Annotated in this window: 16 protein-coding genes; 12 read left to right on the top strand and 4 right to left on the bottom strand. The window is 59.8% G+C overall.

Features of this window, described 5'->3' with window-relative positions:
• Positions 1–244, bottom strand: a 244-nt coding sequence (locus PH552_RS29675; protein ID WP_285166446.1) for a transposase, incomplete at its 3' end; no start/stop codon positions are given.
• A 102-nt stretch (positions 245–346) separates the two neighbouring features.
• Positions 347–979: an outer membrane protein gene (locus tag PH552_RS29670; RefSeq protein ID WP_112344117.1), complete on the bottom strand. Its 633-nt coding sequence runs from the start codon at positions 977–979 to the stop codon at positions 347–349.
• A 362-nt stretch (positions 980–1,341) separates the two neighbouring features.
• On the opposite strand from PH552_RS29670, the gene PH552_RS29665 reads away from it, so the two are divergent.
• From PH552_RS29665 to PH552_RS29645, 5 genes are all read left to right on the top strand, one after another.
• Entirely contained in the window at positions 1,342–2,109 is a 768-nt protein-coding gene (locus tag PH552_RS29665) for an SDR family oxidoreductase (RefSeq protein WP_113250669.1), read from the top strand.
• Positions 2,106–4,148 carry an excinuclease ABC subunit UvrC gene (gene uvrC, locus PH552_RS29660; protein WP_113250670.1) on the top strand — a complete coding sequence of 681 codons (2,043 nt, stop codon included), beginning with the start codon at positions 2,106–2,108 and terminating at the stop codon, positions 4,146–4,148. Before PH552_RS29665 ends, uvrC begins: the two co-directional genes overlap by 4 nt.
• 211 nt (positions 4,149–4,359) lie before the next feature.
• Positions 4,360–4,947 (top strand): CDP-diacylglycerol--glycerol-3-phosphate 3-phosphatidyltransferase, encoded by a 588-nt coding sequence (gene pgsA / locus PH552_RS29655; protein WP_112344114.1) that lies wholly within the window; start codon positions 4,360–4,362, stop codon positions 4,945–4,947.
• A complete protein-coding gene (moaD, locus tag PH552_RS29650; RefSeq protein ID WP_069616328.1) occupies positions 4,947–5,201 on the top strand; it encodes a molybdopterin converting factor subunit 1 in 255 nt (84 codons plus the stop codon). The genes pgsA and moaD overlap by 1 nt, the downstream gene beginning before the upstream one ends.
• A 125-nt stretch (positions 5,202–5,326) precedes the next feature.
• Positions 5,327–5,794, top strand: coding sequence for a molybdenum cofactor biosynthesis protein MoaE (locus PH552_RS29645; protein WP_113250761.1), 468 nt, complete (start codon positions 5,327–5,329; stop codon positions 5,792–5,794).
• A 3-nt stretch (positions 5,795–5,797) separates the two neighbouring features.
• On the opposite strand, the gene PH552_RS29640 is transcribed toward PH552_RS29645, so the two are convergent.
• A complete protein-coding gene (locus PH552_RS29640) occupies positions 5,798–6,694 on the bottom strand; it encodes a branched-chain amino acid ABC transporter permease (protein WP_113250671.1) in 897 nt (298 codons plus the stop codon).
• Positions 6,695–6,761: 67 nt separating this feature from the next.
• Between PH552_RS29640 and PH552_RS29635 the strand changes: the two genes are divergently transcribed.
• Together PH552_RS29635 and PH552_RS29630 are read left to right on the top strand one after the other, a co-directional pair.
• Positions 6,762–7,310, top strand: a complete 549-nt coding sequence (locus tag PH552_RS29635; RefSeq protein ID WP_113250672.1) for a CGNR zinc finger domain-containing protein — start codon at positions 6,762–6,764, stop codon at positions 7,308–7,310.
• Positions 7,307–7,828 (top strand): hypothetical protein, encoded by a 522-nt coding sequence (locus PH552_RS29630; protein ID WP_112344111.1) that lies wholly within the window; start codon positions 7,307–7,309, stop codon positions 7,826–7,828. Before PH552_RS29635 ends, PH552_RS29630 begins: the two co-directional genes overlap by 4 nt.
• A gap of 74 nt (positions 7,829–7,902) precedes the next feature.
• On the opposite strand, the gene ndk is transcribed toward PH552_RS29630, so the two are convergent.
• Positions 7,903–8,325, bottom strand: coding sequence for a nucleoside-diphosphate kinase (ndk, locus tag PH552_RS29625; RefSeq protein WP_113250673.1), 423 nt, complete (start codon positions 8,323–8,325; stop codon positions 7,903–7,905).
• A 190-nt stretch (positions 8,326–8,515) separates the two neighbouring features.
• Between ndk and PH552_RS29620 the strand changes: the two genes are divergently transcribed.
• From PH552_RS29620 to PH552_RS29600, 5 genes are all read left to right on the top strand, one after another.
• Complete coding sequence (locus PH552_RS29620; RefSeq protein ID WP_113250674.1) at positions 8,516–9,025, top strand: DinB family protein; 510 nt, start codon at positions 8,516–8,518, stop codon at positions 9,023–9,025.
• A 156-nt stretch (positions 9,026–9,181) separates the two neighbouring features.
• Entirely contained in the window at positions 9,182–9,682 is a 501-nt protein-coding gene (locus tag PH552_RS29615; protein WP_113250675.1) for a hypothetical protein, read from the top strand.
• Positions 9,683–9,731: 49 nt separating this feature from the next.
• Positions 9,732–11,621: an ABC-F family ATP-binding cassette domain-containing protein gene (locus PH552_RS29610; RefSeq protein WP_113250676.1), complete on the top strand. Its 1,890-nt coding sequence runs from the start codon at positions 9,732–9,734 to the stop codon at positions 11,619–11,621.
• Between the two features lie 105 nt (positions 11,622–11,726).
• The gene (locus PH552_RS29605) at positions 11,727–12,617 is read left to right on the top strand and encodes a polysaccharide deacetylase family protein (protein ID WP_113250677.1); all 891 of its coding nucleotides are present in this window, start codon (positions 11,727–11,729) and stop codon (positions 12,615–12,617) included.
• Positions 12,618–12,770: 153 nt separating this feature from the next.
• Positions 12,771–13,880 (top strand): TRAP transporter substrate-binding protein, encoded by a 1,110-nt coding sequence (locus tag PH552_RS29600; protein ID WP_112342752.1) that lies wholly within the window; start codon positions 12,771–12,773, stop codon positions 13,878–13,880.
• Positions 13,881–13,928: the final 48 nt, after the last annotated feature.

Raw genomic sequence — 13,928 nt, 5'->3', positions numbered from 1 at the left:
CGCGCACCAGCTGCCGCTCGGAGCGAATGCCGTAGAGGTAGCCGATGAACAGCGCCTTGAACATCAGCGTCGGATCAAGCGGCGGGCGGCCATTGTCGGCGCAGTACAAGCCGGCAACGCGATCGTGGATGAACGAGAAGTCGATCACCGCGTCTATTCGGCGCAGAAGGTGATCCTTCGGCACAAGACTGTCGAGCGTCACCATCTCGAGAGCCGTCTGTTCGGGAGCAGGTTTCTTCAGCATGTCCCATTGAATCAAAAACCTCCGGCTGACGCCAGAGGTTTGTCAGCAGTCTGAGCCGGGGCGTAAACCCCGGCTTTTTCTTCATTCCATGCCGTCAAGTGATTAGAACTTGACACCGATACCGACCTTGACGCTCTGCTCGTCGTAACCACGAGAGAACCGACCGGAGTCGAGGTCGAAGTTCTTCTTGCCGTAGTCCGTGTAACGGTACTCGAGGCGAGCGGTGATGTTGTTGGTGATGAAGGTTTCAGCACCTGCACCGACCGTGTAGCCAACAGCCGTCTTGCTGTCGGACGAGGTCGCGTCTTCCAGCTTGTTCTGGCCAAGGGCCAGACCGGCCGTGCCGTAGAGCATGAACGGGTTGAAGTCGTAACCGATACGACCGCGAACCGAGCCGTTGACACCGTTCTTGGCGGTCAGGCCGTTGCGGGTGCTGTCGGCACCGGAGTAGCCGAGGTCAGCTTCAACACCGTATACGATCTGGCCCTGCTGCCAGTTGTAGCCGGTGAAGGCCTGGCCGCCCCAGGCGTAGGCGTCGCCGTTGCGGGTGAAGTGACCGGCGTTCCAGTCGCCGGCACCACCGATGTAGAAGCCGGACCAGTTGTTGACGGCCGGAGCTGCTTCCTGAGCGACGGGCGGCTGCGGAATCTGCTCGACAGCGTCAGCGGCGTGAGCTGCGGTGTAGCCGCCGAGAGCGAAAGCGGAGACCATGAGGGTCTTGATAAGAGTACGCATACTTTTCTCCTTTCAGTCCCGTGGGCCCCGCTTACTGTCCTTGACTTCGAAGCGCCACGAGCAATTAAAAATATCCCTCCCGGATCGAGGTTGAAATTGGAATGCAAATGAGGAATTGGAAGAGCCAAAATATGATATCATTGTGGCACAGACATGGCTGAATTTCGATGTTGCTTCATCGCAACAGAGGAATTGTTAACCATAACCAATGGTTAAAGCGTGTATACTTATTTTAATCTAAATATATCCCAAGCTTTACATAAGAAATCTCAAAGAGCGTCATTTGCTCTGCATCTTTTCATATGGTGTATCGACGCCCTATATGAGCGTCGATTGGATAACGACGAGCAAAAGGCAATCTCTTGAGCCAGGAAAAACTACGCACGGCGTTGATAACCGGCGCTTCCAAAAGAATAGGCAGGGCAATTGCCGAGGATTTGTCGGCTAACGGCTTTGCGGTGGCACTGCACGCCAACCAATCCCTTGCCGAGGCAACGGAGATTGTGGCGAAATTGCAGCAAATGGGCCGAAAGGCGATTGCGATCAAGGCCGATCTGCTAGATTTGGCCGAGACGTCAACCCTTGTCAAAAGGGCCACGGATGCTCTTGGCCCGCTCGATCTCCTGGTCAACAATGCCTCAGCTTTCCTCGGCGATTCCGCCGATCGTTTCGACGCGGAAGCCTTCGACGCACATTTCGCTGTGCATGTTCGCGCACCTTCTATCCTGGCTGCCGATTTCGTGCGGCAGCTTCCCGAGCCGCATCCAGGCCTGATCGTCAATATGGTCGACCAGCGGGTCTGGGCGCTGAACCCGCGCTTCTATTCCTATACGCTGTCGAAGGCAGCGCTTTGGACGGCGACACAGACGATGGCGCAGAGTTTCGCCCCCCGCATCCGCGTCAACGCCATCGGTCCCGGCCCGACAGTGCGCAGCGTGCGGCAGAGCGAGGAGGACTTTCAAGCGCAGATCGACGGCCTCATATTAAAGGCGGCGCCGGGGCTCGAAGAATTCGGCCGGACCATCCGCTTTCTTTTTGACACGCCCTCGATCACGGGCCAAATGATAGCGCTCGATGGCGGCCAGCATCTTGCCTGGGAAACGCCAGACGTGTCGGAGAGTGCGGAATGAATGGAAGAAAGCTGCCCGACGGCGGCGTTCTCTATGACGAATCAGAGGATATCGAGGACGACATCGAGGTGGAGGGCGATGCCGCCGCCTCCCCCGTTGCGCCCGTCGATTGGAACGAAGGCGGAAAGAACGAAAGCGGGCTTCGCGGCGCCGAATTGATCGCCGAATTCGTCAAACGGCTGCCGAACAACCCCGGTGTTTACCGCATGTTCAACGAGGCTGGTGACGTGCTCTACGTGGGCAAGGCCCGCAGCCTGAAGAAGCGCGTCTCCAACTATGCCTTGGGCAAGGTGCATTCCAACCGCATCGCCCGCATGGTGCGCGAAACCGCCAATATGGAATTCGTCACCACGCGGACGGAGACGGAAGCGCTGCTGCTGGAAGCGAATCTGATCAAGCGCTTGCGCCCGCGCTTTAACGTCCTGCTGCGCGACGACAAATCCTTTCCCTATATTCTGATCACGGGGGATCATCGCGCACCGGCGATCTTCAAGCATCGCGGTGCCCGCGCCCGCAAGGGCGACTATTTCGGCCCTTTCGCTTCGGCTGGGGCGGTCGGGCGCACCATCAATTCGCTGCAGCGGGCCTTTCTGATCCGCACCTGCACTGACAGCGTCTTCGAGACGCGCACGCGGCCCTGTCTGCTCTATCAGATCAAGCGCTGTTCCGGCCCCTGCACGCATGAGATCAGCGATGCGGGGTACGGCGAACTGGTACAGGAGGCGAAGGACTTCCTTTCCGGCAAGAGCCAGAACGTCAAGGCGCACATGGCGGAGGCGATGAATGCTGCCGCCGAGGATCTGGATTTCGAACGTGCCGCCATTTTCCGCGACCGTCTGGCGGCGCTCTCGCATGTACAGAGCCATCAGGGCATCAATCCGGCCGGCGTCGAGGAAGCCGATGTCTTCGCCATCCATCACGAGGGCGGCATCTCCTGCATCCAGGTCTTCTTCTTCCGCACCGGCCAGAACTGGGGCAACCGCGCCTATTTCCCGAAGGCTGATCCGTCGCTCTCCGGCGCCGAAGTGCTGAACGCCTTCCTCGCGCAATTCTATGACGACAAGCCGGTGCCGCGGCAGATCCTGCTGTCGGAGACGGTCGAGGAAATCGAGCTGCTGGCGGCTGCCCTCAGCGAGAAGGCCGGTCACAAGGTCACGATCCTCGTGCCGCAGCGCGGCGAAAAGCGCGATCTGGTCGAGCATGTCATCGCCAACGCCCGCGAGGCGCATGGCCGCAAGCTGGCGGAAACCGCCTCGCAATCGCGGCTGCTCGAAGGCTTCAGGGAAACGTTCAAGCTTCCCTACACACCGCAACGCATCGAGATCTACGACAACTCCCACATCATGGGCACGAATGCGGTCGGCGGCATGGTCGTCGCAGGGCCGGAAGGCTTCGTAAAAAACCAGTACCGCAAGTTCAACATCAAATCGACCGACATCACGCCGGGCGACGACTTCGGCATGATGCGCGAGGTCATGACTCGCCGTTTCTCCCGGCTGCTGAAGGAAGAAGGCAAGCCTGATCGGGCCGCTGCCGTGGAGGCTGCCGGCACCGATGCAGTCGACCAGCCTTTTCCCGCGTGGCCCGATGTCATCCTTATCGACGGCGGCCAGGGGCAGATGACCGCGGTACGTGCTATCCTCGAGGAACTTGGGATTACCGACAGCGTCATTGCCATCGGCGTCGCAAAGGGTGTCGACCGCGAGGCCGGACGCGAACGCTTCTTCGCCCCTTCGGGCGAAAATTTCACGCTGCCGCCGCGCGATCCCGTGCTCTATTTCATCCAGCGCCTGCGCGACGAGGCGCACCGCTTCGCCATCGGCTCGCATAGGGCGCGGCGCAAGAAGGAGATGGTGAAGAATCCGCTGGACGAGATCGGCGGCATCGGCCCTTCGCGCAAGCGCGCGCTGCTGCAGCATTTCGGCACCGCCAAGGCGGTATCGCGCGCCGCGCTCTCGGATCTCATGGCGGTGGAAGGCATTTCCGAAGCCGTCGCACGGCAGGTCTACAATCATTTTCACGAGGACGCCGCGAAATAGAAAAAGCTGGTCGCAAATTCCACGCAATGGCGGTGAAAAAACAGAAACAATATTGACGATAAGGTTGCCAAACCATCATCTAGGATTTGATCCCAAAAAGTGCGAAGCGGTTTTTGGAGAAGATCGAAACAATCAAATTCCCGGAGCAAGATGAGACCCGAAACCGAGCCTCATCGTGCTCCGTCGAGATAACCGAAACGAAACGATTTCCATGGCTTCGCGCGCTTACAGCATCCCCAATCTGCTCACCTACGGCCGCATTCTCTGCGTACCCCTGATCGTTCTGTGCTTTTTCGTCGAAGGTAAGCTGGAGGGCTCCGATTTCGCGCGCTGGGTCGCGCTGTGGATCTTCGTCATCGCCTCGATCACCGATTTCCTCGATGGCTATCTCGCGCGGATCTGGAACCAGACCTCCAATATCGGCCGCATGCTCGATCCGATTGCCGACAAGCTGCTGGTTTCCGCCATCCTGTTGCTGGTCGCGGCTGACGGCACGATTGCCGGCTGGTCGCTCTGGGCCGCCATCATCATTCTTTGCCGCGAAATCCTGGTCTCCGGCCTGCGCGAATATCTGGCGGCGCTGAAGGTCAGCGTTCCCGTGACGCGGATCGCGAAATGGAAGACGACGGCCCAGCTCGTCGCCATCGCCTTCCTTCTGGCTGGGCCGGCGGGCGACAAGGTGCTACCCTATACGACGGAGATGGGCATCGTCCTGCTCTGGGTCGCAGCGCTTTTGACCATCTATACCGGCTATGATTATTTCCGGGCCGGACTGAAGCATGTCGTGGATGAAGAATGATGACGAAACTCGTCTATTTCGCCTGGGTGCGCGAGCGGATCGGTAAAGCCGAGGAAGAGATTTCCCTTCCCGCCGATGTCGTCACAGTCGGCGATCTACTGAGTCATTTGAAGGGCTTGGGCGAGGAATACGAGGCGGCACTTCAATTTCCCCAGGCGATCCGCGTCGCGATCAACATGGAGCATGCGGAACACGATGAGCCGATCGCCGGAGCGCGGGAGATCGGGCTCTTCCCGCCGATGACCGGGGGGTGAGGAGCGGTCGGGCGAAGCCCGAGCAATCGATCCAGTGAATCGATTGCAGCGACGAACGCCCTGAGCCTTGGCGAAGGGTCAGGAGGCTGCTCAGCATGTTTGCGAAGCCGATCAAGGAAATTGCGATGATTTCACCATTGGTCAAAGTCCAGCGCGAGGATTTCGATCTCCAGGCGGAGATCGACCAACTAACCTCCAGGCGCCACGATATCGGCGCAGTCGTGACCTTCTCGGGCCTCTGCCGCGACGAAGGCGGCACTTTGGGTGCGCTGGAACTCGAACATTATCCAGGCATGGCGGAGGCGGAGATCAACCGCATCGCCAAGCTTGCCATCGAGCGTTTCGAGCTGCTTGGTCTCACCGCCATCCATCGCTACGGCAAGATCGCGCCCGGCGAGAATATCGTGCTCGTCATTGCCGCCGCACCGCATCGGCAGGCCGCCTTCGACGGCGCCAATTTCGTCATGGATTTTCTGAAAACCTCCGCGCCCTTCTGGAAAAAGGAGCATGGCAAGGGCGGAGAAGAAGGCGGCTGGGTTTCGGCCAGGGATGCCGACGATGCCGCGCGAGCCAAGTGGGCCGGCAACAAATAGGCTTCAGGGCACCACTCTTTCACGACGGCTGAGGACCAGCAGCAGCACGAGCAGCGAGAAGATGACGAAATCGCGCCACAGGAACGGGCCGTAAGCACCCCACATCGTCTCCGTCAGCCCAAGAAGTGCCGCTCCGCCCGCCGACTTCAACGGATCGGAATAGCCGCCAACCGCCGCAATCATCAGCACCTTCAGCCCGAACATCAGCCCCGCCCCGAAATCCATCGTTCCGTAATAGGAGGTGGCAAGTAGCCCGCAGATGGTCGCGACGAGTGCGGAGGCGACATAGGCGAGCAGGAAAACGCGATTGGCGCTGGCGCCGCAGAGCTCGGCGGCGAGAGCGTCGTCGGTCACCGCCCGCCAGATGCGCCCCCAACCCGTGCATTTCAGGACATAGGCGCCTGCCAGAATGACAAGGATCATCAGCGCCGTGTTGAGCAGCTGGATCTCTGTCAGCGTCACGCGGAAATCGCCGCTATCCCAGAAGACGATCGGGCCATTCAGGAAGGGCGGCAGCCAGATGCCACGCGTATTGGAGGCCAGCCGGGCGGTTTCCATCAGGATGATCATCATGCCGAGTGCCGCGACGATGACGGTATTCGGGGACTTTCGCGACAGCGGCAGCATGATCGCGCTGCCGACGAAAAGACCGGCGCCGAGCGTATAGCCAGCCGCGATCACGGCACCGAAGGCAAAGGCAGCCGGTAGGATCAGATACATTCTCGTGTAGCCGATATCGGTAAAAAGCACGAGCATCTGGCCGGCAAACGCAAACAGTGCGCCATAGGTGATATCGGCCCGCTTCATGACCCCGAACGCAATGGAATAGCCGAAGGCCAGCGCCGCATAGAGTGCAGCGAGCGGAACGGCATTCGCCAGTTGCTGCAGAAGATAGGCCATTCACTCCCTCCGAGGAACAGGTAAATAGTAACTGGCAAAATGAATTTTACCAGTTATAATTTTCCCTATGAGCTTTTCCTGGACCCCGCATCGTTTTTCCGGTGGCGCGCTCGCGCTCGATGTCGCCAACAGCGTCATCCTGCGCCATGACGACGAGCGCCGAATCGACCGTTTCGAAGCGCATGGACAGATGGAAAGCTTTCCGAAGGCAGCCACCAATTTCTGCGCGGAGCGGGCGCTCTTCGGCGATATCCTGCCGGTGAGACAGGAGAACAGAACCGATTTCATTGCCCTCCGCGAGTTGATCGACCGCTATTTCCGGGCACGCGTTCTTGGAGATGCTGCGGATCTGCTGCTTTCGGACCTGCTTGCGGCCTTGGCTCGCGTCCTGAAGCGCGCCTCACCCGATGGGCTCGATGCCGCGACGGTACATTCGACGCTGCGCCTCATCGCCATGCCCGATCCCGAGCGAATGAAGATCTGCCGCAACTGCGGCTGGCTCTTTATCGACCGCAGCAAGAACAAAAGCCGCGCCTGGTGCGACATGGCGGTTTGCGGCAACCGCGCCAAGGCAAGCCGGCACTACCGGCGCAAGAAGGAGGAGACTGCGCCATGACGATAAGAAGGATTATGCTGACAACGATAAGTGCCGGGATCATCGCCGGTCTGGCGCTGGCCGGCTGCCAGCGGAAGGACGATGAAGGCCCGACGCAGCTCACCGGCCGCCTTTTCGTCTTCAACTATCGCGTGGCGAGCGCAAGCTACATGATTACGCTGAAGAAGATCGCCCCAATCCCTGAGGGAACGACGGCCGTTGCTGAATTCGAAAATCCCGCCGGCGGTGATCCGCTTGTCGTCAACCAGAAGATCTATTCCTTCTGGGACAAGATCACGCTGGAAAGCCCGGACCTTCATTGCGTGCGCAAGGATCGCCCCTATTCCGTCTCGATCAAGCTGGTGGATGCCAGCGACAAGACGATCCAGACGATCAAGACCGAGGTCAAATCCGATCTGGACCAGACCGTGCTGCCGACGAAGCCGCTGGTCGTCGGCCCGGTCTATACCGCCAATCCAGATGTCTTCAAGGGCGATGGCAGTGCCGATTACGGGCATGATGCCGCCTGCCCGGCATGAAAAAAGCCGGGATGCGAAATCCCGGCTTTCATGAGTCATTTCAAATCGTTCAGCGCAGAAGCTGAAAGGCTGATTCAGCCGACGATTTCGGTTTCGGAGAACCAGTAGGCGATTTCGACGGCAGCCGTTTCCGGAGCGTCCGAGCCGTGAACGGAGTTTTCGCCGATCGACAGGGCGAAGGTCTTGCGGATCGTGCCCTCATCAGCGTTGGCCGGGTTGGTCGCGCCCATGATCTCGCGATTCTTCAGGATGGCGTTTTCGCCTTCCAGAACCTGAACGACGGTCGGGCCGGAGGTCATGCCTTCAACGAGTTCGCCGAAGAACGGACGTTCCTTGTGAACGGCGTAGAAGCCTTCAGCTTCGCGCTTGCTCATCCAGACGCGCTTGGAGGCGATGACGCGCAGGCCATTGTCTTCAAAAACCTTGGTGATGGCGCCGGTCAGGTTGCGCTTCGTCGCGTCCGGCTTGATCATCGAGAAAGTACGTTCAATCGCCATGGGTCCATTCCTTGTAATCAGAGAAAAGTGGGCGGTCTTTACCTGCCCCAAGGCCCGAAAACAAGGGGGATCGGCCAATTTCACGCCGCTGTCACAGTTGACGCAATCGATTCGCAATCGGCCGCTGGCACTGCGACGGTTTATTTGCAAACTTGGCGGCGACATCGCCGCACCATTGAGGAGAGGTCATATGCTCAAACATTTCAGGATGCTGGCCGACTACAATCGGTGGGCCAATGTGCAGGTCTATAATGCCGCAGCAGACCTCAGTGATCCCGAATTCCATGAAGACCGCGGTGCCTTCTTCGGCTCGCTCCACGGAACGCTCAATCATCTGCTGATAGCGGACCGGCTGTGGATGCACCGTTTTAACGGCACTGGCGGAGTGCCGGCGTCACTCGATACCGTCCTGCACGACACGCTTGAAGGACTTTACAGCTTACGGGAGGCGGAAGATCGAAATATCATGACCTGGCTGGAAACGCTCGATGCCGATGCACTTGCCGTCGACATTACCTATACCTCGATCCTGCGCCCGGGCGCCATCATCGTTCCCCTCCATGCGGCGGTATCCCATATGTTCAACCATCACACCCATCACCGCGGCCAGTGCCACACTATCCTCACATCTTTGGGGAAACCGTCTCTGGTGCTAGACCTCCTGCATTTCCTGCGCAGCGAAGGACAGCACTGGATGTAGCCAAGGGGAGAACCGTCGTTTCCCGTCTTCGCCCAGACGTTGATCACATGCCTCATTTTGTTGCGCTGTGGCGAGGATCGGCCGTTTTGTTCATGTTCCCTTAACCTGCGAACCTGCAGATTGACGAGATATATCAGCTCACGGTCAAAGGCAGGCATGAAGAACTCGCAGACAAGCGTTTCGGCATATTCCATCGATGACGATGAAACGGAAACCGAGCTTGAGGTTATCGGCCGCTTCATGACGCGGCTGAAGGTGAAAAACCTGCCGCGCAACTATCAGCTCTTCTATGAAGCGCTCTATGGCCAGGACCGCTGTCTTGCCGAAGAGATCGAGGCGCTTGGCCCCCTTCCCTCGCAAAGCGGGCTCGACGAGATCGGCCTGAAGCATCGCCTGGTCAGCCATTGCGGGCTGGTGGCGCGCAAATCGGAAAGCGATGCGGCCGAGATGCTGCGCGAAGTCGCCGATCAGCTCGCCAAGGGGCTGATGAAAAAGCAGCATTTTGCTCGCGAGATCGACACGACTCCACATGCCAATGCTGCACTCGACAGCCTCAATGCCTCGCTCAGCAATCTCATGCTCTACGAAACGGAGCTGACCGAGCGGCTGCGTAACTGCGCCAACCTCTCGAAATCCTCGCAAAAGGCCAGCGTCTAAGCGACTTCGCACTCTTGCCTTCGGCGCCGAGTTCGGCCAAAACCGCGCCATGATTTCGATTTCAGATCTTTCCGCCCGCATTGCCGGCCGCCTGCTCATCGACCATGCCAGCGTGACGCTTCCGCCGGGCACGAAGGCGGGCCTCGTCGGCAAGAACGGTGCCGGCAAGTCCACGCTGTTCAGGATCATCACCGGCGATCTCGCCGCCGAAAGCGGCTCGGTCTCGATCCCCCGCAATGCCCGCATCGGCCAGGTGGCGCAGGAGGCCCCCGGCACCGAGGAGCCTTTGATCGATATCGTCCTGGCAGCGGACAAGGAGCGCTCCGCACTGCTGGCGGAAGCCGAGACCGCGACCGATCCGCACCGCATCGCCGATATCCAGACGCGGCTTGCCGATATCGATGCGCATTCGGCCGAAGCGCGCGCCGCCAGCATCCTGGCCGGCCTCGGCTTCGACCACGAAGCGCAGAAGCGCCCGGCCTCCTCCTTCTCAGGCGGCTGGCGCATGCGCGTCGCCCTTGCGGCCGTCTTGTTTTCCGAGCCGGATCTCCTGCTGCTCGACGAACCGACGAACTATCTCGACCTTGAAGGCACGCTCTGGCTGGAGGATTACATCCGCCGCTACCCGCACACGGTCATCATCATCTCGCACGACCGCGATCTGCTGAACACGGCGGTCAATTCCATCGTGCATCTCGACCAGAAGAAGCTTACCTTCTATCGCGGCTCCTACGACCAGTTCGAACGGCAGAAGGCCGAGGCGGACGAGCTGCAGATGAAGGCAAAGGCGAAGAACGACGCGGCCCGCAAGCATTTGCAGAGCTTCATCGACCGCTTCAAGGCCAAGGCCTCGAAGGCGCGGCAGGCGCAATCGCGCATCAAGGCACTGGAGCGCATGGGCACCGTCGCCGCCGTCATCGAAGACCATGTGATGGGCTTCAGCTTTCCGGAACCCGAAAAGCAGCCTGCCTCGCCGATCATCGCGATCAGCGGCGGCGCTGTCGGCTACGAGCCCGGCAAGCCGATCCTGAAGCGCCTGAACCTGCGCATCGATGCCGACGACCGCATCGCCCTGCTCGGCTCGAACGGCAACGGCAAATCGACCTTCGCGAAGTTCATTTCCGGTCGGCTCGGCGCAGAGAGCGGCGATATCAGGCTGGCGCCGAACCTGAAGATCGGCTTCTTCGCCCAGCATCAGCTCGATGACCTCATCCCCAACCAGACGGCCGTCGAGCATGTACGCCGCCGCATGCCCGAAACGCCGGAGGCGAAGGTGCGCGCCCGCGTCGCCCAGATGGGGCTTGCGACGGAGAAGATGGACACGCAGGTCAAGGATCTCTCCGGCGGCGAGAAGGCGCGGCTGCTGATGGGCCTTGCCGCCTTCGATGCACCGAACCTTCTGATCCTCGACGAACCGACGAACCATCTGGACATCGACAGCCGCAATGCGCTGATCCAGGCGCTGAACGATTATTCCGGCGCCGTCATACTGATCTCGCACGACCGCCATCTGATCGAAGCCACCGTCGACCGGCTCTGGCTGGTGCGCGACGGCACCGTCTCGACCTTCGATGGCGATCTTGAAGAATACCGCAGCCTCGTCGTCGCCAGCCCGAAGTCGAAGGACGAGAAAGTCAAGACGAACGGCATCGACGAGTACGTTTCCAAGGCGGATCAGCGCAAGCTCAATGCCGATCGGCGCGCGTCGCTTGCGCCGCTCAAGAAGAAGATCAATGAAATCGAATCCTTGACCGGCAAGCTTGAGAAACTGATTCAGGCCCTTGATGCAGAGCTTGCGGATCCGGCCCTTTACGAAAAGGCGCCGGCAAAGGCTGCAGAAAAGGCAAAACAGCGCTCTGATGCCGCTGAAAAACTCGCCGCAGCCGAGGAGCAATGGCTGGAACTTTCATCGGAATACGAAAGCGGCATGGCCGGCTGAAGCACATCGCGATCTTAACCGTTTCGCAGCCGATCCTAACCGATCATTAACCATAACTGCGGAAAATGCGCTCAACTTTCATGGACATATTGTTGAGCGATTCTGATGAACTACCGTGTGTTGCTGGCTGGCCTCGCCATGTCCCTGGCTCTCGGAGGCTGTGCCACGAAGCCGGCCAACGAAGCGTCGCTCAAGAGCAGCTATGCCGCCGAAGAGCCGCATCACAAGCCGCTGAAAGCCAATGACCCCATCGAGATGGAGCCGAAGAAATGGCTCGTCGCCGATCTCGAAACCCGCGCGGCGGTGGACGCCGGCGCACCACACGATCTTGCCGGCCGCACACTGGAAGTCTCCTCGCTCAAGGACATCAGGCTCGCCGATAAGGAGGTCATCCTGACCTTCGACGACGGCCCCGCACCCGGCAAGACGGATCGCATTCTCGCCACGCTCGACAGGTTTGGCGTCAAGGCCGCCTTCATGATGGTCGGGGAAATGGCGCAGGCGCATCCGGCGACCGCGCGCGAGGTTCTCGCCCATGGTGACGCGATCGGCAGCCACACGTTCCGCCATCCCGATCTCGACAAGATGACCTTCGACGCGGCGATGACCGAGATCGCCCGCGGCAAGGACGCCGTCACCAAGGCGATCGGTACGGATGTCCCCTTCTTCCGTTTCCCCTATCTTGCCGATTCCAAACGCCTGCGCACGGCCATTGCCGCTAGGGACATGATCGTCATGGACGTGGATATCGACAGCAAGGACTATTTCACCTCGACACCGCTTTCGGTGGTGGATCGCACCATGAAGCAGCTCTATCAGCGCGGCCGCGGCATCGTCCTGATGCACGATATCCATCAGCGCACGGTCAGGATGCTGCCGGTTCTTCTGAGCCGCCTCGAGAAAGAGGGCTTCAAGGTCGTCACGCTGAAATACAAGCACGCTCCGGCCCCGGCGACCAATCTGGTGGCCCAGGCCGGCACCAAAATGGTGCGCTGAGGTAGACTTGCAAACGAACGCCGCCGCAGACAACTAGATCAATGGTTGCGCGGCGTTCAGATACGCTTGAAACACGCCGAACAGCATGATTAGTTGCGGCGTGATCACGAAGAGCGGGCCAGCCCGCCCGCTCGTATCCGGGGGGAGTAACATATGGATCGTCGTTCATTTCTGAGGAAAGCCGGCGTCGCCGGCGCCGGCTCGGTTGCAGCTGCTGCAACACTTGCTGCTCCGGCCATTGCCCAGAGCAATCCGAAGATCAATTGGCGCCTGACGTCATCGTTTCCGAAGTCGCTGGATACGATCTATGGCGGCGGCGAAGTGCTGTCGAAATATGTGTCTGAAGCCACCGACGGCAATTTCAACATCCAGGTGTTTGCGGCGGGCGAAATCGTGCCGGGCCTGCAGGCAGCCGATGCGACTTCGGCCGGAACCGTCGAAGCCTGCCATTCGGTCGCCTATTATTATTGGGGCAAGGATCCGGTCTGGGCCCTGGGAGCTGCCGTTCCCTTTGCACTCAACGCACGCGGCATGAACGCCTGGCAATATCACGGCGGCGGCATCGACCTGTTCAACGAATTCCTGGCAACGCAGGGGCTGATCGGCTTCCCGGCGGGCAATACGGGCGTGCAGATGGGCGGCTGGTTCCGTAAGGAAATCAATACCGTCGCCGATCTGAAAGGCTTGAAGATGCGTATCGGCGGCTTTGCCGGCAAGGTGGTCGAACGCCTCGGCGTCGTGCCGCAGCAGATCGCCGGCGGCGACATCTATCCGGCACTGGAAAAAGGCACGATCGATGCTGCCGAATGGGTCGGCCCTTATGACGACGAAAAGCTCGGCTTCTACAAGGTGGCACCCTATTACTACTATCCCGGCTGGTGGGAAGGCGGCCCGACCGTGCATGTCATGTTCAACAAGGCGGCTTATGAAGGCCTGCCGAAGGCCTATCAGTCGCTGCTGCGCACGGCCGCGCAGGCGACCGACGCCAACATGCTGCAGAAATACGATTACCTGAACCCAGCCGCCATCAAGCGCGTCGTCGCCGAAGGAGCGAAGCTCAGGCCCTTCAGCACCGAGATCATGAATGCCTGCTTCGACAAGGCCAATGAAGTCTATGCCGAGATGGAAGCCAACAACCCGACCTTCAAGAAGATCTGGGAATCGATCAAGGGCTTCCGCGGCCAGCACTATCTCTATGCCCAGGTCGCCGAATACAGCTACGACGTCTACATGATGACGCTGCAGCGCGCCGGGAAGATCTGACCAGCTCGCGGTTTTAAGACAACAACCCCGGAGCGGCGCTCCGGGGTT

The organism is Rhizobium aureum, assembly GCF_030182495.1.
In the GTDB taxonomy this organism is placed as follows: Bacteria; Pseudomonadota; Alphaproteobacteria; order Rhizobiales; family Rhizobiaceae; genus Rhizobium; species Rhizobium tropici_C.
The sequence above is the reverse complement of the archived record's forward strand: the minus strand, read 5'-3'. Positions and strand labels throughout refer to the sequence as shown.